The following is a 20,596-nucleotide window of genomic DNA, read 5'->3' as shown; positions in this document are numbered from 1 at the left end:
CTCATATAATTAACTTTTTTTCCAGTAAAAACTTTCAGGGAAGGACTCCACCTGATTGAGATCTAATTCCAAACTGATGTATTCCTTTTGCGATTGGATATCAACCAGCGCTGCCACAGTAAAAACCTCACTGGCAAGTACCGATATAAAAACTTCAGTTTGGCCATCAGCTTTAAGTAAGCGGACTTTAGGCGAGAGGAAATCCGGCAACAGTATCACTACCGGCCCGTTAAATGCCTTCCCTTGTCCGGATCTAACTGTAATAGTTACGATGTATAAATCAATAATGTTAGCGTTCCTGACAGTTGCCGTAAGCTGGAAACCATCTTTATTGCTTTTACCTCCCCATCTACCCTTTTGTACATCACTAGAAGTAATCACTGGCTTAGTCTCAGAAATTCTATCCACCAGTTCTAATACCAAAGGATCGTCAAAACTTTGGGTTTGTAGCAAATCATTCGTTCTTACCGGAGATTCTGGATCATTAATCATTTGAACCATTGTTTTATTTTGCCTTTCCAATTTGGCAATCAACTCTAATTCTCCTTTACTCTGCGTTAAGATCTTAGGAAAGTCGATCCTGGTCCATAAATATCCAATAATTAGTCCGCCAATGGAGTAAAAAATGATGACGGCATAGGCGAAGACAAAAAAACTTTTGCATTCATTTCGCTGAGGGATACATGGAAAAATGGCAGCGATACTGCTGGCAGCAGATTCGACCGTATCTCGCAGATAAGAGAATTGTGTTAAACTCAAGCCGATTATAATCTTAACCAACCAATCAGATATCTCTTCCAGGCTAGTGTTGTCATTGTAATACTCCCCTGGGATTAGCCCCTTGCCACTATTGGTACGGCGCAGCTCATGCCTGGCTCCTTGTGCACTTTTTGGGATCGCAAAAATAAAACCTACAGCGCAGCCAGTCAGATAATAAGCAGCCATGACCGCCAATAAGCTGAACACTTGTAAGTACCCGTTTTTAGGAAAGAAAAAGTAAAATGAAAACAAGATCACCACTGTAATCAGACCAATCAACAGCAGGAGGTTGTAATAAACCTTTCTGATGTTGTGATCGTTCCTCACATTGGGTTTAAATTTAAAGAGGTTGATGAATTTTACAATCCAGTTCATGACTTCCAATAATTAAATATACCAAGAATATAGCAACGACCACACGATGTTGACATCACAAATATTTTTTTTTGACAAACAACCCCCAACTCATCCTGTTAATTAATTCATAACAATTATAAATCATTTACCATTTTAAATATTAAACAACTATGATAGATATGATCACTAAAGACGCGTTTAAAGAATTACTCCAATACCAGAATTCCACTGCACCCTGCATCTCTATTTACATCCCTACTCACCGTTCTGGTGTACAGGTAAATGAAAAACAGGATGTTATTGTTTTTAAAAACGCTTTGCAGACCACTCAAAGCAACCTACAACAACAGGGCTTAAATGCCCAGGAAATTGATAGTTTGCTTGAACCAGGGTTAAATTTAATAGGCGATGACGTTTTCTGGAATAATCAACTCGATGGTTTAGCTGTTTTCATTACAGAAGGTTTTAATAAGGTGATGAAGCTTCCATTTTCGGTGGCAGAAAAATGTTATATAAATAGCTCTTTTTATGTCACGCCAATATTGCCAGCCATGCTCAAAACCAAGGAATTCTATTTACTATCATTAAGCAAGCATGATGCTAAATTTTACCAGGGCAATGAGTTTGGATTGCAGCATGTAGAAGTGGAAGGACTTCCATATGGCATGGACGATGTGGTGCAATTTGAAGAGAAAGAAGGTCGTCAGTTATTTAGAAAAGGCGGTGGATCGGGTACAGAAACTGCTGGTTATCATGGTCATGAGGGACCAAGTGACGATAAAGCAAATATCACTACCTATTTCCAGGAGGTAGACCGGACCTTGATGGCTGAAGTTTTACATGATAAAAACGCTCCGCTATTGCTTGCGGGTGTAGAATACCTCATTCCGATATATAAAAGCGTCAGCAAATACAAGCCTATAGTGGAGGAAGCTATTACAGGAAATCAGGAGAAAGAAAGCACACAAGCGTTATTTGAAAAAGCTAAAAAGCCATTGATCCCTTATTTTGAGCAACGCACAAAAGATGCCTTGAAAAATTACTATATGCAGATCGCGACGGCAGCAACTTCGTCTATGCCTGAAAAGGTAATTCCTGCAAGTTTTTATGCACAAGTGTCCGACCTGTTCATTGCCAAAGACCAGCACCTGTGGGGAAACTTTAACAAAGAAGATAACCAGCTTGTCGTTCATGACCATAAAGAACCTGGAGATGAGTGCCTGTTTAATCAAGCTGCTGTGCAAACAGTAATGAATGGTGGCAATGTGTATGTGTTGGAAAAAGAGCAAATGCCTAATGACAGTACTATCGCGGCCACCTTTAGATTTTAACGTATTGAGCTGTTGTTAGGCACCTAACAACAGCTCAAACACGACACGCGACCCATCTGGGGCGATAGCAAATACCTTCACCCTGCTATTCCCGGCCCCCATTAAAATTTTCTCAATATCATCAGGTGTATTCACCGCATGACCATTTATATAAGCAATTATAGTACCTGTAGGAATACCAATCTGACTAAAGAAACCCCCGGGGAAAACTTGAGTTACTACCACACCACCATTAAGTTCAAGGCGTTGTTTTAGTGCCAGACTTAATGGTGCAAAGGTTGCACCCAGTCTTTGGTAAATCTCTTCACGCGATCTGCCATTTGCTTTTTCCATGGCTTCTTCGCTTTCGAGAGTTACTATTGTACTATTTTTTTTGCCATTACGGAGGTAATCAAGCTTAACCGTATCGCCAGGCCGTAGCCTGGCGATACGTTCAGAGAAATCGGCCGACGAATTAATAGATATGCCATCTATACCCTGTAAAATATCGCCTTCTTTCAGACCTGAATTTGCAGCAGCACTTTTAGGCAGAATATCCATCACAATGACTCCGGTAATGCTTCCCGGTGATATTCCTTGTTGTTTTAGATAGGCATCTTCAGCAGACGGTGCTGGAAAAGACACGCCAAGCACCCCTCTTTTTACTTTTCCATATTGCTTGAGGTCATCCAGGATCTTCTTGGCTAGGGTTACCGGTATAGCAAACGCATAACCAGCATAACTTCCCGTCATCGATGCAATAGCGGTGTTAATGCCGATAAGTTCACCACTGATGTTCACTAATGCACCCCCGCTGTTACCGGGGTTTATAGCTGCATCTGTTTGGATAAAAGATTCAATGGCCGTATTTGCTTCCGAAGCTATGCCTGACTGTCCACTGTTAATGATACCGATGCTTCTACCTTTAGCACTCACAATACCTGCAGTGACAGTAGTATTCAAAGAGAATGGATAACCTATAGCCAGTACCCACTCGCCTACCTCCAGTAAATCCGAATCACCAAAATCAATGATTGGAAAATCCTTTCCTTTAATTTTAAGCAAGGCAAGATCTGTGTTTGGATCACGACCAACAAGATTTGCCGAAAACACCCTGCGGTCTGGCAAAATAACTTCAATCGCCGTAGCATCCTCAATCACGTGATTATTGGTAGCAATGTAACCGTCGGTGGAAATCAACACACCGGAGCCAGATCCTTTCCTCACCGGAGTCTGGCCATCCATGCGAAATAAAGCATAAGGATCTACAGGGGTTTCATAAACGGTATTCACGTGAACCACTGCAGGTGTTACCAGACGCGCTGCCTCCACGAAATCCACCTCTTGTTTCATCAGCCTACTAGTTGGAGTTACGCGGGGCTTCTCCCTATGAGCGGTATATTGCGTCACATAATAGGTGCCTGCGGTGGTAAAAGCGACGATGAGCAAGGCAATCAAAATCTGTTTATACGTTTTCATAGGCGTATATACTATACACTAATATACGTAAATCATGCTAATCAATTACTAACGTTCATCAAAACGGTAATTACCCCACCAATAAGGCATTACACCAAATTGTTGTAACCTAGTCTTCCTTTTTTATGACTACTGAACCGTCTGTAGGTACTGGATTATTTGCCCCTGTACCATTGGTTTTAGGCAGGTTACCTTTTTCCGGATCGTCCACAATTTTATCTAGCGCACTTCCTGGTATTACGTCTTCCTGGTTTTGTCTATTGTCTTTATCTTGTTCTTCCATGATGATTGTTTTTGTCTTAACAATAGTGGCGTGCATAAGGTTTTGCCGAAAACATTGACTACCATTATAAAAAAGGCCCACGCCTATTAAAAAAAAGGCATGGGCCAGAAGATTTGAAAGCAAGTAAAAAATTTAATTATTTAATCTCTATTTGACGAACCACTTGTTTGGCTTCTTCTTTTTTAGCCACGGCAATGTTCAAAATACCATCTTTGTAAGTAGCTTCGATACCAGAGTCATCAGCTGTATCTGGCAAAGCAAATGAACGTACGAAAGAACTGTAACTGAACTCCCGTTTACTGTATTGTTTATTTGTCTCTACGTTTTGTTTTTGCTGCTCTACAGAAACAGTTAAAAGATTTCTGTCCAATTTAATTTTAAAATCATCTTTATTTAAACCTGGAGCTGCCATTTCTATATGGTAGTGATCCACAGTTTCAGAAATGTTAACCGCAGGAACTTTTGACATTAACCTGTCTGACATAAAGCTGTCTTGGAACATACTATCAAAAATGTCATTAAATCCTTTGGTTAAGTTATTATCTTTTGTACCGTTATTGAATTTAATAAGTGACATAACAAACCCTCCTTTTTATTTAGACAATCACAATTTTAAATAAACTTTCAAATCTGGTTGGGTATATTCAAGCGTTGTGCCAATTGAAAAATGCGTCCTAAATCGCATTTAAAGCAGCTTATTCCTGAAATTTTTTCATAATTGAGGAAATATTGACAGTTTGTAATAATGGTATAAAACGCCAATCTTTCAGCTCGAACGTTACCAGGATTGTGTAAAAATGTAGTGAACAAACACTTATTATCTGTATTAAGCATAAATTCAGGCCATAATAAACAAACAACTAATCATGAATAAAAAATTTGCCGCAACCTTGATGGCTGTTGGTCTTTTCGTTTCTGCAATTGCACAGGAGAAAGTCGACCAGTCTGCCGTAGAGAAAATCAGAAAAGAAGGTCTGGAAAACTCCAAAGTAATGGATATTGCTTTTCAAATAACGGACGTGCTTGGCCCCCGCCTCTCTAATTCACCAGGATTAAAAAAGGCCCAGGATTGGGCAGTAAAGCAATTTACAGATTGGGGTTTAAGAAATGCCCGTCTGGAAGCATGGGGCACATTTGGAAAAGGCTGGCAAATTGACAAGTACTATGCTGCTACTACTGCTCCGTTCTATAAAGCGATTATTGCTTCGCCTAAAGCATGGACTACCGGTACCAACGGTCTTATTAAATCATCAGTTATTTTGATTAAAGCGGATACCGTAAGTGATTTAGACCAATATAAAGGCAAATTGGCTGGCAAAATTGTAATGATTGATCAGAGCAATGTACAGCCGTTAAAAAACTCATACAAACCTGATGCAATCATTCATAGCGATTCTACCTTACAGGCAATGGCTACAGTTACCTTACAAGGAAGCGCACAGCGACGTGGGGCAACACCAACAGCAATGACAGCCATGATGCGTCAGCGAGCCAATCGTGCAGCAATTGCCCAGCGTTTACAGGAAGAAAATATAGGTCTTTTACTTAGTTTCGCCCGGGGTAACCATGGTACTCTTTTTACCAGTAATGGCGCTTCCTATGCATTAGATGCTAAACCTGCTTCACCAGAGCTGGAAGTATCAGCAGAGGATTATTTACATATGCTGCGTTTACTACGTGCAGGACATCCAGTAGAACTGGAGGCAGATATCAAAACCTCGTTTTACGCTGAAGACCCACAAGGTTATAATGTAATTGCTGAAATTCCAGGTACTGATAAAAAATTAAAAGATGAAGTGGTAATTATTGGTGGCCATTACGATTCCTGGCATGCAGCAACCGGAGCTACAGACAATGCTGCAGGTTCGGCTGTGATGATGGAAGCCATGCGTATTTTAAAAGCTATTGATTTCAAACCAAAACGAACATTACGTGTCGTGCTATGGAGCTCTGAAGAACAAGGATTGTTTGGTTCCAGAGGTTATGTAGCTAAACATTATGGTGATCCAAAAACGATGGTACTCACCAAAGATCAAAAGAAAGTTAGTGCTTATTACAACCTTGACAATGGAACAGGTGCCATCAGAGGCGTTTACATGCAAGGCAATGAAGCAGCTAAGCCAATCTTTGAGGAGTGGTTGAGTCCTTTTCACGATATTGGTGCAAAAACTGTAACCATTGGTAATACTGGAGGTACAGACCATTTGGCATTTGATGCAGTTGGTATTCCAGGCTTCCAGTTTATACAAGACCCAATGGATTATGGAACCCGAACACACCACTCTAATCAGGATACTTACGACCGTCTGGATGCTGAAGCGCTTAAACGTTCGGCAACAATCGTCGCGTCATTTGTATACCATACTTCAGAACGTGCTGCGCAAATTCCACGTAAACCACTACCACAGGCTCCTGATGCAAAGCCATAGTTTGGCCTTATAAACCAAACTAATTGTTAAAAGAGTTGTTATTGGTAAAATTATTTAAAGGAAAAAATATGAAAAATTATCTTATTATTGCTTTACTTGCTGCTTCTACTGTGTTTGCTTCATGCTCTGGAAACAATGAAAAAGCATCCGACAATGCTGGAAAAGACTCCCTAAGTATGGGTACGGATTCCGCAAATTCTGGTACCGAAATAGCTTCAGCTAAATTAGCTACTACGGCAGATTCGAAAGACATGGGAACCGCTAGGTTTTATCAATTAGAAGATGGTAAAATACGTATGGATTTGGTGATTAATTACCCTTTGCGTGCAGACAGCACTGTAGCGGTTCACTTTCACGAACATGGTGATTGTGGTAATATGGGCGAGAACGCACATGGCCATTGGAACCCTACAAAAGAAAATCATGGAAAATGGGGCTCAGCAGCTTCTCATGCTGGAGATATTGGGAATATCCAATTGGATAGCAAGGGCCATGGTGAGATTACAATCACCACTGACAGATGGACAGTAGATGGTGACGAAATCAAAACCATTATCGGTCGTGGCATTATCGTTCACGGTGGAACAGATGACTATAAAACCCAACCAACTGGCAACTCCGGTCCTCGTGTAGGTTGTGGAGTAATCGTTAAAGTTTAACACCAGTTTAATAAAATAAAAGCCGTTACTGCAAATTGTAGTAACGGCTTTTTTGTGGGTTCATTATTGGCTATTCCCTGTACTACCACCACCCGATCCTGTACTACTTCCGCCTGTGTTATTACCGCCACCTCCTCCACCAGTGGCACCACCGCCACCGCCGGCACCACTTGCAGCACCACCGGCACCGCCGCCGCCACCAGCGCCAGCACTACTTGCAGCACCTTGGCCAATAGTATCTGTTCTTGCGGCGCTATCTACCATGGTTACAGAGTCTATAACCTCGGTTTCAGACTCAATCATAGTCGTGTCGGTAATCAGGGAATCTGTATTACCGGTACTGTTTTTGTCAGACTTACATCCCGCAACAGCTATTCCCGCTAATGCAAAGACCATTAATAATTGTTTCACCATAATTGTTGTTAATTTTTATCTTAGTAAAAATCAAGTTAATTCTATGGAAAACAGGATTCATGAGAGTAAGTTTAACATAATTGTTAAATACGTGTTTTCCACAAGCGTACGTAATTACAACATCGTAAGATTAACCTTTATATGAAAGACATGAAATTCAAGGCAATATTATTCGATTTAGACGGAACACTTGTTGATTCAGAGTTGTTCCATTTTGAGTGCTGGAATGAAATATTGAAGGAATCTGAAGTGCGCCTGACTTATAGCGATTGGCTTAACGCCTATGCCGGTATCCCACTCGCACAAAATGCGTCGACATTAATTAAAAAGTATGCCCTAAACACAACTCTTGACGAACTTATACGGCGCAGGGAGATTCTGAGCATACAGCGGATGATGGATACGGAAGTCCCTTTAATGTATTACACGAAGGAAATCCTTGATTATTTCAGTCAAATGCCACTAACGATGGCCCTGGTTACCGGTAGTAATAAGGATGAGGTGAACACCCTTTTCAAGAAGAATGGACTCAATAAATACTTCGAAATTATAGTCACCAACAATGACGTAAAACAACCCAAGCCAAATCCAGAATGCTATAATTTATGCCGTACACAATTAGGATTGGAAAAAAAAGATTGCCTGGTGTTTGAAGACACTGTTAATGGACTGAAAGCCGCAAAAGCAGCCCAACTAACTTGCATTGCCATCCAAAGACATGAACAGCAGCATGCAAGTCTCCACCAGGCTGATCGCATATTTTTGAACTTTGAACAGGCTAAAGATTATTTACTTTCCCAGGGGTTGGTTTAAAGCTTCAACCAATAAAAAAGAACTAAATGGTCATTATTTACGTTATTTAAAGAAAAATACTATATGGCAACGTCTCAACAAATAAGAAACGGCTATGTTGATTATGTGCTTACACATGATGAAAAGCCCAAGTCTGTTTATACATTTGCAAAAAAGCTTAAAATATCAGAGGGTGAATTTTACCAGTTTTTCGGCTCTTTTGAGAGTATCGAAAAGACAATATGGGTGGATTTTACCATTGAAACCATTTACACCATTCAACAACAGGAGGTTTGGTCCCAATATTCCTCCAGAGATAAAATGCTAGCATTCTTTTACAGTTACGTAGAAGCCTTAAAAAGACAAAGAAGCTTCGTAATCTATACATTAAAAGCCCACAAACAGTTGAGCACTCCCCCGGTGTTGTCTGGCGTTAAGCCCATTTTTGAGGACTTTGCTACCAACATTATCAATGAGGGGCTCGAAAGCGGGGAGCTTGCAGACAGGAAGTTTTTATCCAAGCGCTACAAAGACGCTCTATGGGTGCAATTCGCCTTTATAATCAACTTTTGGATAACAGATGACAGTGATGGCTTTGAAAAGACAGATGAGGCCATAGAGCGCGGTATTAATGTGACGTTTGATTTGTTCCAGCGATCGCCTCTCGATAACCTATTCGAATATGGGAAGTTCTTATCCAGAAATGGAAAACTCCAAGAAAAAATGAGGTATAAATCATGAATGAACAACAATCAATTCCAACGACTAAAACAGAACGATCAGCTAAGTTTGTCAAAACCGGTTTTCAAATTGGAGGTAACTACATTAAACATTATTCTAAGAAATTATTTAACCCAGACCTTAACCGAGATGAACTGAACGAAAATAATGCAACTGACATTTATAAGTCGCTGAGTGAACTAAAAGGCAGTGCCTTGAAGATTGCCCAGATGCTTAGCATGGACAAAAACATCATGCCCAAGTCCTACGTAGATAAATTTACGCAGTCCCAATATAATGCACCACCGCTTTCTGGACCACTCATCGTCAGAACCTTCACTAAAAATGTCGGGAAGTCGCCAGAGCAGGTCTTCGATAAGTTCAACTTAGCTTCCACCAATGCCGCATCCATCGGGCAGGTGCATGAAGCTGAACTTAACGGAAAGAAATTAGCCATAAAGATCCAGTATCCGGGTGTTGGCGACAGCATTTCGTCAGACTTGAAGTTAGTGAAACCTTTTGCGTTCCGTTTATTAGGAATGAGTGAAAGGGAACTTAACGTTTACATCAAAGAGGTGGAAGAGCGTCTGTTGGAAGAAACCGACTATCTTCTTGAAGTAAAACGATCCATGGAAATTACCACCGCTTGCAAAAATCTTGATAATGTGGTATTCCCTACTTATTACCCCGAACTTTCCGGCAAAAGGGTAATTACTATGGACTGGATTGAAGGTTTGCACCTCAAAGAATTTCTCAAGGCCAATCCATCACAGGAACTACGTAATAAAATCGGTCAGGCATTGTGGAATTTTTACAACTTCCAGCAGCATCAACTTCGTGCAGTACATGCAGACCCACATCCTGGTAATTTTATGATTACACCTGATGAAAAGTTGGGTGTGATTGATTTCGGTTGTATTAAAGAAATGCCGGAAGATTTTTATTACCCATTTTTTTCTCTGGTATCTACTGATGTAATGCAGGATAAGGAGAAGACACTGAAAGCATTCAGGAAGTTAGAAATGATCCATGTGGGCGATACGCCAGCACAAGTAGAGTTCTATTATAATGCCTACCGGGAAATGATTGAACTGTTTGCAAAACCGTATACAGTTACTAGTTTCGACTTCAGCAAGCCAGAATTTTTTAACCAGCTATATGCGTATGGCGAGAAGATGGCAAAGATGCCAGAGTTTAAACAGGCACGTGGGGTAAAACACTTCATTTATGTTAACCGAACCAACTTTGGTCTGTATACCATTCTTCATGAATTAGGAGCTGTGGTTAAAACTGACTCATTTAAACCACAGCACTTGTAATACTATTTATTGTGTTCTACCCATATCAGGTCCCCGGTATCATAACCCAGACTTTCTGCTTTCTGCAAATACGCTGATTTAATGTTATCGGGGATTGTTGTTTGACGAGATAGGATCCATAGGTATTTCAGGTTCTTCCCGGCAACAAGGGCGTATTGGTAATTGTCGTCAAGGGCCAGTACATTATAGGGTGAATAAAACGGTCCGAAGAAGGACACCTTCAGACGACCAACTTCACTACTGCCTCTAAACTTCGCCTTGCCAATACTCTCTTTCCACTCCTTATCTTTGTAGTTATACCCCCTGTTTTCGACACGGATTTTTCCATTATCTTTCATCGAGTACTCGGCTGTTACATTATTCAAGTTTCTTTCAAACTTGAAATCTAACCGGGCAACCTCGTACCACTTTCCAAGGTATTTTTGCTTGTCGAATGGTCTAACAGCGACAGCACCTTTAGGTATAGATCTGCAACTTGAAAGATTTATAGCGATAACCCCAAGGGCTATGGCAACGAACCATTTATTTAATTTCATAATAAAAAATTGGTTTAAAATATGTTCGATAAAGACTTGATAAAACAACACCGATTTAGTGGGAATGTTTTTCTCTTGTGCGGCTTATGTGTCTAAAATTGAAGGATATCCGCTACAAATAATACTACATTATTAGTTTATATAAACCATTTAAACTTTTGATTTTTAATACAATATAATCCTTTATTAAAGTATAAATTCATTATTATCCGTGGTCGCCAGTACTGTATGCAGGCATCCACATCCAGACCGAATAGAATATAATTTATACTAATTTTATTAGTATTTACATTTAGAGTAAAAATTCAAAATATTCGATCGCAAAATTTTATTTGGTAAAAATAAGGACGTAATCATAATTGATTTCAGAAGGATTTTGTGATTAGCTACCGTGAAACTAGCTCTAATTGCCTCTCATCATATCACGAATCATTTGCTTGATTACCCCGGCAGATTCCGAATCCCCTTTTAACATAGCCTTACTAAAATTTAGCAATTGTGTGTTATCCAAAATTGGCGGGAATACTGGAACATTAGCATCTACCAATACATCTAATACTACAGGCCGGTCGGTACTTAACGCCTCCAACAATCCAACCTGCACCTGATCCTGAGTTTCTATGCGGATACCTTTTAAACCAAGCAACTCAGCAAAGCTTCCATAAGGAACATCAGGAATATCTTGCGAAGCATTATATTTCGGGTCGCCAGCCTGTAAACGTTGTTCCCAAGTGACCATATTAAGATCGCGGTTGTTGAGCACGATAACAAGGAGTCGTGGGTCACTCCATTCCTGCCAGTATTTAGAAATGGTAATCAATTCGTTCATACCAAGCATCTGCATGGCACCATCGCCCACAATTGCAATTGGTACACGGTCGGGAAAGGCAAATTTTGCCGCAATTGCATAGGGTACTGCCGGACACATAGTGGCAAGATTTCCCGATAACGAGCCTTTCATTCCTTCCCGGATTTTCAGGTTCCGGGCATACCAGAACGCTGCTGTGCCGGAGTCGGCCGTGAGTATACACCTGTCGGGTAGCAGTTGCGAAAGTTCCTGCAAGAGGTACTTGGGGTTCACGCCATTAGCTCGTTGCTTTGCGCGCTCTTCAACCGTCTGCCACCAGTCACTAACGTGTTGTGCTATATCTTCACGCCATTTGCGGTCATCTTTCTGCCTTAACAAGGGTATCAGTGCACGAAGGGTATCCTTACTGTCTCCCCATAAGTTTACTTCCATTGGATACCGCAAACTTAACATTTTCGATTCCAGATCAATTTGTACACCGCGGGCTTTTCCAGGCTCGGGTAAATATTCTGCGTAGGGAAAGCTACTGCCAATCATTAACAGGGTATCACAAGCTTCCATCATTTCCCAGCTGGCTTTAGTGCCCAGCATGCCAATGGATCCTGTAACGTATGGAAGATCATCAGGGATTGCCGTCTTCCCAAGCAAAGCCTTAGCAACACCGGCCCCCAATATATTTGCTATTTCTTGTACTTCAGCAGCTGCATGCATGGCACCGGCACCAATGAGGATGGCTACTTTTTTGCCTTCGTTCAACACATTGGCTGCTGCTCGAAGTTCGGCTTCCAGAGGTACCATGGTGTGATTTGCATGGCCTGTCCCCGTAAAAACACTACCGTGTTTTCTGGGTGGCTCCATTACAGCGGATTCTTCCTGAATATCATTAGGAATGATAATTGCGGTTACTGTCCGCTCTGCTTTTGCAATCCGAAATGCACGGTCAATCACCTGTCTCACCTGCGCAGGATCAACAATCATCTGTACATATGCAGATGCCACATCTTTATATAAATTGTTGAGGTCAACCTCCTGCTGGTAATCACTACCCAATGAGGTAGTTTTCTGCTGACCAATAATGGCAACAACGGGTTGATGATCCATTTTTGCATCATATAGACCATTGAGCAGGTGGATGGCTCCAGGACCTGATGTAGCAAGGCACACGCCTACTTCACCGGTAAACTTTGAATGGGCACAAGCCATAAAGGCAGCCATCTCTTCGTGTCGGCTTTGAATAAATTGTATTTTTTTAGAGCGGTTCAATGCACCGAGCAAGCCATTTATGCCATCACCGGGATAGCCAAACAACCGTTCTATTTTCCACTCTGAAAGTCGCTGAATAAAAAAATCACTTACATTCATACTGCTTTGCATTTTTGGTTTCAGGAGTCATAATCCTTATAAAACCAACAACAAAGCGCAGATTCAGTTTTGTAAGATTTGAAGTAATGAATTGGTAATCAGAGGTGGTATTAAATTTTCTTTTGCAAAACTAATTAATAGCTAAACTGTTAAACTATTCTAACTGCTTTTTATGAATAAATCAGTAATCTGGATAATCATCCTCACCACCTATTTAGTAGTGTATATTGCCTTATCTCAACTTGGTGGATCAAGCACCATTGCCCTAATGTTTTTGATCGCGCCATTCCTTGTCATCTGGACCGTCTATGTGGTGCTCACCGACAAAAAAGATTATCCAGAATTACCTGAAGATCAGGAATGGGCTTATCGAGACAGACCGGACTACAAATGAACCCGTATTCCCACCCCTAGCTTAAAAATCTCTGTAAGGTTTAAAGTTCCCGCGTTTTGAAAATAGCTGACCAAATACAGCTCATTCGTATTGAACTCTGAATACACACTAATATTTTTAATTTTGTCGGTTTTAAACAGTTTTTTCATATCAAAATTGAATTCTGTACTAAGCGACAAATGTGGTCTTAACGCCGTTGACCACCAGTAATAGCCATCTTCATAAGTATCTTTGTCCCAATAGAAATCAAACTGCGGACCCAGATGATAGGTTACAAAGGCGCCAGGATTAGCCGGGTAGAGTTTTATCCCATCGGTGATGTGGATCTCCCATGGGCGATAGTTGAACTTTAAACTTAAAATATGTAACTCACCACCCCTTTTTTCAGGAACGAAACCATAACCAAGATCAAGGTGCCCACGTTTATTCTTAAAAAAGTTATAGCCAAAACCAGCACTCATGAAACCGTTGCTGCCAGCATGTTGTAAAGTTACATCTTGTGGAATCAGGACCTTTGAAAATTGTGCATGCACTTTCGGTGCAGGAAAAAACAACAGCATTACAAAGCCGAAAATAAGGTATTTAGTAAAGGACATTTTCAAATTTTAATTTTCCGTTAACGATTTCTACTAATACAAACTTCCGGTTCTGGATGGCATCCGTAACAATATATGGTATTTTAGACTGATACCCTGGGTAAAACACCGCGCTTGTATGCATATGGGCATATAAAGCGGCAAGAGTGTTGGGTGACTTGTTTACAATAGAAACATACTCGTCACTCAGTGCGGGGTCGAAATCCCCACTTCCAGGAGGGATATGTGCAACAGCAACATAAGCATCCACCCCGTTTTCAGGAAGGAACTGTTTTTTTAACCAGGGTAAATCAGGTATCGTGCCGGAAAAGGAAACCTCACGGCTGTTGGTGTTGTGGCAAATAAATTTTACACCCTGGTAAACGAAAGAAAAATCCATTTCTCCAAACAGCCTTTTATAAGACTTCTGCCCTGTAGAGACCATATCGTGGTTGCCAATGACGCCAAAATAAGGAACGTGAAGTTTAGAAAAAATCTGATCAACCCACTCCATTTCCTGGGAAAGACCGAAATCTGATATGTCACCAGCCAAAAAAACAAAGTCTACCTGGGGTAGTTTGTTAACGACGTCAACCAGATCTACAGCATCTTTATAGGCCCGCTGGCTATCTCCTGTGAGCACAAAGCAAATGCGGTCATCACCTAGAGATTCCTGCAACCTTTTGATATTTTTATTGTTAATGTCTTTGCGTGTATCTCCACTAAAACTTTGATTCGGACTGTATTCAAAACCTCCGCAAGACTGAAATAAAATTATAATGCCAATGGCAAGAATGATTTTTTTAAACATAGAGGGTCCTTTGAGCAATCAAAATTGACTAAATATATTTACTTTTTATACTAAAAAGCCAAAACGTAACAATGGGACGACAATTAATAAAAATGTATATCTTTAAAATACTGTTTCATTACTTTCGCATAATTCAAAAGTAAATGGATAAATTTAATGTAGACATAACCAATTGCGAGCGGGAACCTATTCATGCGCCAGGGATGATACAATCTCATGGCTTCTTGATTGGGATAGACCATCATATGGTGATTCAGTTTTCCAGTGAAAACATAAAAACGTTTTTACCATCGGCACCAGATAATCTGCCAGGTAAAACCATCAGCATACTGGACGGGATCTTAAGTCAGCAGCTTCGCCATCCGATTCTAGAGCAATTATTGACAATTGGTAAAACCAACGGATTAGAACAAATCAATCCGTTCCCAATAGAAATCAACGGAAAGGCTTTCTACTTAATAATCAGCACATCAGGCAACTATTATTTATTAGAATTTGAACCGATTCAAACCGAAGCGACCGTTGATGTGAATAAGGTGATCGGCCGTTCCATTGCTGAGATGCTCTCCGACAAAAACCTAAATAACTTACTGAATAATAGTGTTAACCAAATTAAAAAAATAACGGGCTTTGACCGTGTCATGATTTACCGCTTTGCGGCTGATTTCCATGGTGAAGTAGTGGCAGAAGCACGCGATGAAAGGTTAGAATCGTGGCTTGGCTTACATTATCCTGCAACCGACATCCCCGAACAGGCACGCGAACTGTATAAGATTAACCGGATCAGGTTGATTACCAACGTTCATGCTACACCGGCCAGGCTAATTACATTGGAAGAAAACAAAGCTTACCAGTTAGACTTAACCCACGCCCAGCTCCGTGCAGTATCACCTATTCATATCGAGTATTTAAAAAATATGAAGGTCAATACCAGCTTTAGTATTTCATTAATTTCTCATGATCAATTATGGGGGTTAATTGCCTGCCACCATTACAGTCCAAGATATATAGATTATAAATCAAGGGAATCTTCCAAACTTATCAGCCAGATACTGTCTTCTGCACTTGAGTTTAGACAGGATGAAGAAAATGAGCAGAAGATGAAGCAGTATAGGGAAAGTATCGATACTTTGTCCAAAGAACTGATGCAACCTGGAAGCCATATTATAGAGGCGCTAACAGCTCATAAAGTAAACTTACTACAGGTAACAGATTGTTCAGGTGCGGCGCTGTTGTACGAGGGAAGTATTAAAACACTCGGCACAACGCCTACTATCCCCCAAATTAACAGTCTGGTGAAATGGATTAAAGAATCAGTTCACGACCGTTTTTACCATACAGACAACCTCAAAATTGCTTTTCCAAAAGCTGAAAGTTTTCAAAATATTGCAAGCGGGCTGATGGTTTGTATATTATCGAAAGAATTAAATGAGTACATATTATGGTTTAAACCGGAGTATATCCAAACCATACATTGGGCAGGAAAGCAGCAAAAAGAACACACCATCGATAGTACTGGCCTCCTGAACATTTCACCAAGGAAATCCTTTGAAGTATGGGCCGAGACTGTTAGTGGAAAATCCAAAAACTGGACAAGGGAGGAAATTAAGACCGTAAAACACCTCAAGGAAGAAATAGTATACACTATCAATTTCAAAGCCAACCAAATCAGACAGTTAAATGAAAAACTGCAAAAAGCTTATCAGGAACTGGACACATTCAGTTATACCATTTCGCACGATCTGAAAACTCCCCTTTCCACCATTAAAGGTTTTTCCCAGATATTAAAACGTGATAAAACTTTAAGTGCGCACTCCTCCAATGTAATTGACAGAATTATCACCATTACCGATAAAATGAATTACATGATAAAGGAAGTGCTTGAGTACTCAAGAATTAACCAGGGAGACCTCAGTAAAGTCAAAATCGATGTAAAGATTTTGTTGGAGGACTTGTTAAAAGAGCTGCGTATTGCCTACCAAACGGATAACCTGAAAGTCATTATTGGCGAGACCCCGCAGATAAAGGGCGAACCGCTGATGATCTCGCAGGTATTTTCTAATATATTAAGTAACTCCATAAAGTATTCCAGTAAAAATGAATACCCATGTATTACGATTGAAGGGAAAATACAGGGAAACGAAGTTGTTTACAGCATCACTGATAATGGAATAGGAATCGAGGAACAACAACTCCCTAATGTTTTCGACCTGTTTAAACGCATGGATAATGTGAAAAATATTGAAGGCACAGGAATTGGTCTAGCAATTGTGAAGAGAATAATAGAGAAACATGATGGAAATATATGGGTAGAAAGTGCGCTTGGCGTAGGAACTACCTTTTATATCTCCTTCAATAATTAATTAGCAACTAGAAGCAAAAAATTACAATGATAGCTGATCAAATTAAAAAAGATACACTAACCCACCACCAGGCCCTCGAAGCCCTGATGGTACGCCAGTTAAAGTCGATAAAATTGATAGCTGATTACACCGCTATTCTTGAAATATTCTATAGTTATTTTGGTGGCCTTGAACGACAAATTAAAACGCAGCTTCATGATAATTTCGCACTAGCCGAACGTAGGAAAGCTGATGACCTTGCTGCCGATTTAGCGCATTTCGGAGAGGCCATACCCCCTCTTGCAACGGAAAGTGATTTACCAAGAATCGAGAATCACCTGCAGGCGGTTGGTGCCTTATATGTTATTGAAGGATCTACCTTGGGTGGAATATACATAAGCCAGATGATAAGCAAACAGCTGGATCTCGGTAATGACGCTGCAGGCATCAGCTTTTTTAACGGATACGGAGAGAATACCATGACCATGTGGTCGGACTTTAAAGACTATCTGAACAAACAGGCTAGTAGTTCAGCAGAGGAACAAGAAATTATATCTGCAGCAAATGAAACTTTTGTAAAGTTTAAACATTGGATGGAACATTATCCTCGGCTTAAGCTAACTTTGGAAAATGAATAAAGAAATTGCCATTATATTTGATATGGATGGTGTAATTTGTCATACTAATCCATATCATTCACTCGCTTTCCGCGAATTTTTTTCCACTAGAAACCTCCATCCGACCGACGAAGAATTTTCTGCCCATATGTATGGTAAGAGCAACAGCTATATCATGAGCCACTTTTTAAAGCGAAAGATTGAAGGTATTGAATTACTGGAACTTGAAGAAGAAAAAGAGGGCTTGTTCAGGAAAATTTATGAATCACATGTTGACCCGATTGCGGGGATCGTGCCGTTTATTGAAGAATTACATACGCATGGCGTTAAACTTGGCGTTGCAACATCGGCCCCAAAAGCGAATCTTGATCTGATCCTGAGCAAAGTACCCATCAGGGAAATGTTCGGATCAATCCTTGCCAGTGAAAACGTCACTAAACATAAACCTGATCCAGAAGTATATTTAACCTCTGCAAGGAATCTTCAGGTGGAGCCCTCACAATGCCTGGTTTTTGAAGACTCTTTCTCTGGGATAAGTGCTGCCTTAAATGCAGGAATGAAAGTTGTTGGTGTGTTAACATCACATATAAAAGAAGAACTCCCACCATGCAGTATGTATATCAATGATTATACAGCTCTCTCGTTTAACGAGGTTAAAACGCTGTTAACAGCATAACAAAAGTAAATAAAATTGAAACCTACTCCTCCAGATCGTGAAAGAGTAGGTTATCAATTTCGGAGGCCATTTTACGGTCCTTTTCTGTCACCACCCCGCCAGCGTCGTGGGTGGAAAGCCAAATTTCTACTTTATTAAATTCATTAGACCATTTAGGATGATGGTTGCTTTTTTCAGCGAGAAAGGCAACCTTCACTATAAAGGAAAAAGCTTCCTGAAAATCCTTAAAGATTACCGCTTTGTATAATTTACCATCTTTTTCTTCCCATTGTTTTTGAATGAAGTTTTCCATATCGGGTATTTACTTACTATTTTTGTAAAGGTTCAAATTCAGTTTATAATTTAATATCGAGTCAGTTATACGGCATCTTAGTAAACCTTAACAAATGCGTAATCATCGTTTAGCAGGGCTTTTGTTGTATTACCTACACCTTGCGCACGCTACTGTCGATATAGTTTATCAGCAACAGATTCTGATAAAGTCTCTGTATTGAAGAGCCCGTTTTTCTTTAGTGTTCGAGACAATATAATGCTTTCATCAAAAGGGTTTAAAGGTCAAACAAAATGTTCTGGTAGACTGTATAATTATAAACACTAAAAAAGTACAGGAGTTTTTAAATTAAAGCAGTTATAATGATAAAAAGCTTTTTATTCATCCTTTTAATCATTAGCTGGAAAGGCCTTAGTGGAGTTGCTACCTTTGAGTAGACAACAAGTTAAGTGAATTTGATAACTTAACAGAAATTATGTCACGAGAAAGAAAAGCGTATCCAAAAGAGTTCAAGGTGATGAGTGTTGAACTCAGTAATACCCGCACAGACCTGAGTGCTTTAGCCAGAGAATTGGATATCAGCCCAGCATTGTTGTATCGCTGGCGGAAGGAATTTAGCAGCAAACAAGGCAGCAGTTTTCCTGGCAACGGGAAGGTTATATTCAGCGAAGTTGAACAAGAGCTGGCTTTATTGAAAAAAGAACTGCGTGAAACGCAGATGGAACGTGATATCTTAAAAAAGGCTATCAGCATTTTCTCCAAGGGAGACAACAAATATTCGGGTTCATAAAGGATCACAGCAGGATATTTTTAGTTGGGAAGATGTGTTCAGTATTTAAAGTTAGCCGGGCTGGATTTTATAAGTGGATGATTAGCAGCCCATCAAACAGAAGTGTTGAAAATCAGATGATTGAAGCCGAAGTATTACAAGCCTTTGAAAACAGCAAAAAGATATATGGCAGTCCCAGGATCACTCTAGAACTCCGTAAAAAAGCGATTAAAGTCTCCAGACCGAGAGTTGCCAGAATCATGAGAAAAGCAAAGCTGAGAAGCATTGTGAAGAAGAAGTTTAAGGTTACTACAGACTCCAGTCATAAATTCCCTGTGCCGGACAATGTATTGGATCGTGATTTTAAGCCAGGAATATTAGGTGCTGTATGGGTGTCCGACATTACTTATATCAGGACCAGGCAAGGCTGGCTATACCTGACAACGGTGATAGATCTTGGAGATAGAAAAATCATTGGCTGGGCATTAAGCACAACGATGAAAGCAAATCATACGGCAATTCCTGCCTTTAAAATGGCACAATCCAGGCGACCGATTACTCAGGAGCTGATTTTCCATTCAGACCAGGGTGTTCAATACGCCTGCAATGAATTCCGATGGTTATTGGAAAAAAATCCATTGATTATCAGGAGTATGAGCAGAAAAGGTAATTGTTGGGACAATGCGGTGGCAGAAAGCTTCTTCAAGACGCTTAAAGCCGAATGTGTATACCAGCATAAGTTCACCGACAAGGAGCAGGCAGCCCGTATTGTTTTTGAATACATTGAAACTTGGTATAACCGAAAAAGACTGCATTCTACACTGGGGTACTTGTCCCCAGAAGAATTTGGAAAAAACTTAAACAAACAAAATATTGCAGCTTAACCGAATGTCTACTTTATTGTTGCAATTCCA

21 protein-coding genes are annotated in these 20,596 nt (G+C 40.2%); 11 read left to right on the top strand and 10 right to left on the bottom strand.

The features are described 5' to 3' along the window. Positions 1-9: 9 nt before the first annotated feature. Positions 10-1,134: a hypothetical protein gene (locus ACR2F3_RS15545; RefSeq protein ID WP_432710904.1), complete on the bottom strand. Its 1,125-nt coding sequence runs from the start codon at positions 1,132-1,134 to the stop codon at positions 10-12. Positions 1,135-1,295: 161 nt separating this feature from the next. On the opposite strand from ACR2F3_RS15545, the gene ACR2F3_RS15540 reads away from it, so the two are divergent. Next, a complete protein-coding gene (locus tag ACR2F3_RS15540; protein WP_432710903.1) occupies positions 1,296-2,447 on the top strand; it encodes a hypothetical protein in 1,152 nt (383 codons plus the stop codon). A 15-nt stretch (positions 2,448-2,462) separates the two neighbouring features. Here ACR2F3_RS15540 and ACR2F3_RS15535 read toward each other — a convergent pair whose 3' ends face one another. From ACR2F3_RS15535 to ACR2F3_RS15525, 3 genes are all read right to left on the bottom strand, one after another. Continuing rightward, the gene (locus ACR2F3_RS15535) at positions 2,463-3,905 is read right to left on the bottom strand and encodes a trypsin-like peptidase domain-containing protein (RefSeq protein ID WP_432710902.1); all 1,443 of its coding nucleotides are present in this window, start codon (positions 3,903-3,905) and stop codon (positions 2,463-2,465) included. Between the two features lie 109 nt (positions 3,906-4,014). Further along, a complete protein-coding gene (locus tag ACR2F3_RS15530) occupies positions 4,015-4,188 on the bottom strand; it encodes a hypothetical protein (protein WP_432710901.1) in 174 nt (57 codons plus the stop codon). A gap of 136 nt (positions 4,189-4,324) precedes the next feature. Continuing rightward, a complete protein-coding gene (locus tag ACR2F3_RS15525; RefSeq protein WP_432710900.1) occupies positions 4,325-4,765 on the bottom strand; it encodes an Hsp20/alpha crystallin family protein in 441 nt (146 codons plus the stop codon). A 289-nt stretch (positions 4,766-5,054) separates the two neighbouring features. On the opposite strand from ACR2F3_RS15525, the gene ACR2F3_RS15520 reads away from it, so the two are divergent. Both ACR2F3_RS15520 and ACR2F3_RS15515 read left to right on the top strand, forming a co-directional pair. Next, positions 5,055-6,617 carry a M28 family metallopeptidase gene (locus ACR2F3_RS15520; protein WP_432710898.1) on the top strand — a complete coding sequence of 521 codons (1,563 nt, stop codon included), beginning with the start codon at positions 5,055-5,057 and terminating at the stop codon, positions 6,615-6,617. A gap of 68 nt (positions 6,618-6,685) precedes the next feature. After that, positions 6,686-7,276, top strand: coding sequence for a superoxide dismutase family protein (locus ACR2F3_RS15515; RefSeq protein WP_432710896.1), 591 nt, complete (start codon positions 6,686-6,688; stop codon positions 7,274-7,276). 63 nt (positions 7,277-7,339) lie between these two features. Here the strand turns inward: ACR2F3_RS15515 and ACR2F3_RS15510 are convergent, their stop codons facing one another. Further along, the gene (locus ACR2F3_RS15510) at positions 7,340-7,690 is read right to left on the bottom strand and encodes a hypothetical protein (protein WP_432710895.1); all 351 of its coding nucleotides are present in this window, start codon (positions 7,688-7,690) and stop codon (positions 7,340-7,342) included. A gap of 141 nt (positions 7,691-7,831) precedes the next feature. Here ACR2F3_RS15510 and ACR2F3_RS15505 point away from each other — a divergent pair, with 141 nt between their 5' ends. The 3 genes from ACR2F3_RS15505 (at position 7,832) to ACR2F3_RS15495 (ending at position 10,521) form a co-directional block, all read left to right on the top strand. Next, complete coding sequence (locus tag ACR2F3_RS15505) at positions 7,832-8,503, top strand: HAD family hydrolase (RefSeq protein ID WP_432710894.1); 672 nt, start codon at positions 7,832-7,834, stop codon at positions 8,501-8,503. 63 nt (positions 8,504-8,566) lie between these two features. Beyond that, positions 8,567-9,223 (top strand): TetR family transcriptional regulator C-terminal domain-containing protein, encoded by a 657-nt coding sequence (locus tag ACR2F3_RS15500; protein WP_432710893.1) that lies wholly within the window; start codon positions 8,567-8,569, stop codon positions 9,221-9,223. Then, a complete protein-coding gene (locus tag ACR2F3_RS15495) occupies positions 9,220-10,521 on the top strand; it encodes an ABC1 kinase family protein (RefSeq protein ID WP_432710892.1) in 1,302 nt (433 codons plus the stop codon). The genes ACR2F3_RS15500 and ACR2F3_RS15495 overlap by 4 nt, the downstream gene beginning before the upstream one ends. A 2-nt stretch (positions 10,522-10,523) precedes the next feature. On the opposite strand, the gene ACR2F3_RS15490 is transcribed toward ACR2F3_RS15495, so the two are convergent. Next, positions 10,524-11,057: a lipocalin family protein gene (locus tag ACR2F3_RS15490; RefSeq protein WP_432710891.1), complete on the bottom strand. Its 534-nt coding sequence runs from the start codon at positions 11,055-11,057 to the stop codon at positions 10,524-10,526. A gap of 403 nt (positions 11,058-11,460) precedes the next feature. Continuing rightward, positions 11,461-13,227, bottom strand: coding sequence for a thiamine pyrophosphate-requiring protein (locus ACR2F3_RS15485; RefSeq protein ID WP_432710890.1), 1,767 nt, complete (start codon positions 13,225-13,227; stop codon positions 11,461-11,463). Positions 13,228-13,399: 172 nt separating this feature from the next. Between ACR2F3_RS15485 and ACR2F3_RS15480 the strand changes: the two genes are divergently transcribed. Then, positions 13,400-13,621, top strand: coding sequence for a hypothetical protein (locus tag ACR2F3_RS15480; protein ID WP_432710889.1), 222 nt, complete (start codon positions 13,400-13,402; stop codon positions 13,619-13,621). Here ACR2F3_RS15480 and ACR2F3_RS15475 read toward each other — a convergent pair. Next, the gene (locus ACR2F3_RS15475) at positions 13,612-14,217 is read right to left on the bottom strand and encodes a hypothetical protein (protein WP_432710888.1); all 606 of its coding nucleotides are present in this window, start codon (positions 14,215-14,217) and stop codon (positions 13,612-13,614) included. The two genes, ACR2F3_RS15480 and ACR2F3_RS15475, sit on opposite strands and share 10 nt — an antisense overlap. Next, entirely contained in the window at positions 14,204-15,007 is an 804-nt protein-coding gene (locus ACR2F3_RS15470) for a metallophosphoesterase family protein (RefSeq protein WP_432710887.1), read from the bottom strand. Before ACR2F3_RS15470 ends, ACR2F3_RS15475 begins: the two co-directional genes overlap by 14 nt. 143 nt (positions 15,008-15,150) lie before the next feature. Between ACR2F3_RS15470 and ACR2F3_RS15465 the strand changes: the two genes are divergently transcribed. The 3 genes from ACR2F3_RS15465 to ACR2F3_RS15455 are packed head-to-tail and all read left to right on the top strand — an operon-like array spanning position 15,151 to position 18,642. Next, positions 15,151-17,370 carry an ATP-binding protein gene (locus ACR2F3_RS15465; RefSeq protein ID WP_432710886.1) on the top strand — a complete coding sequence of 740 codons (2,220 nt, stop codon included), beginning with the start codon at positions 15,151-15,153 and terminating at the stop codon, positions 17,368-17,370. A 26-nt stretch (positions 17,371-17,396) separates the two neighbouring features. Continuing rightward, a complete protein-coding gene (locus ACR2F3_RS15460) occupies positions 17,397-17,987 on the top strand; it encodes a biliverdin-producing heme oxygenase (RefSeq protein ID WP_432710885.1) in 591 nt (196 codons plus the stop codon). Then, positions 17,980-18,642 carry an HAD family hydrolase gene (locus ACR2F3_RS15455; protein WP_432710884.1) on the top strand — a complete coding sequence of 221 codons (663 nt, stop codon included), beginning with the start codon at positions 17,980-17,982 and terminating at the stop codon, positions 18,640-18,642. Before ACR2F3_RS15460 ends, ACR2F3_RS15455 begins: the two co-directional genes overlap by 8 nt. A 22-nt stretch (positions 18,643-18,664) precedes the next feature. On the opposite strand, the gene ACR2F3_RS15450 is transcribed toward ACR2F3_RS15455, so the two are convergent. After that, entirely contained in the window at positions 18,665-18,934 is a 270-nt protein-coding gene (locus tag ACR2F3_RS15450; RefSeq protein WP_432710883.1) for a 4a-hydroxytetrahydrobiopterin dehydratase, read from the bottom strand. 454 nt (positions 18,935-19,388) lie between these two features. Between ACR2F3_RS15450 and ACR2F3_RS15445 the strand changes: the two genes are divergently transcribed. Next, positions 19,389-20,566, top strand: a protein-coding gene (locus tag ACR2F3_RS15445) for an IS3 family transposase (protein ID WP_432710882.1) whose coding sequence is annotated in 2 segments (ribosomal slippage) — positions 19,389-19,659 and positions 19,659-20,566 — 1,179 coding nt in all. Because the reading frame shifts where the segments join, the coding sequence is not laid out codon by codon here. Positions 20,567-20,596 lie beyond the last annotated feature (30 nt).

The organism is Pedobacter sp., assembly GCF_045627485.1.
Classification (GTDB): Bacteria; Bacteroidota; Bacteroidia; order Sphingobacteriales; family Sphingobacteriaceae; genus Pedobacter.
Note: the sequence above shows the minus strand (reverse complement) of the source record. Positions and strands in the feature narration are given on the sequence as shown.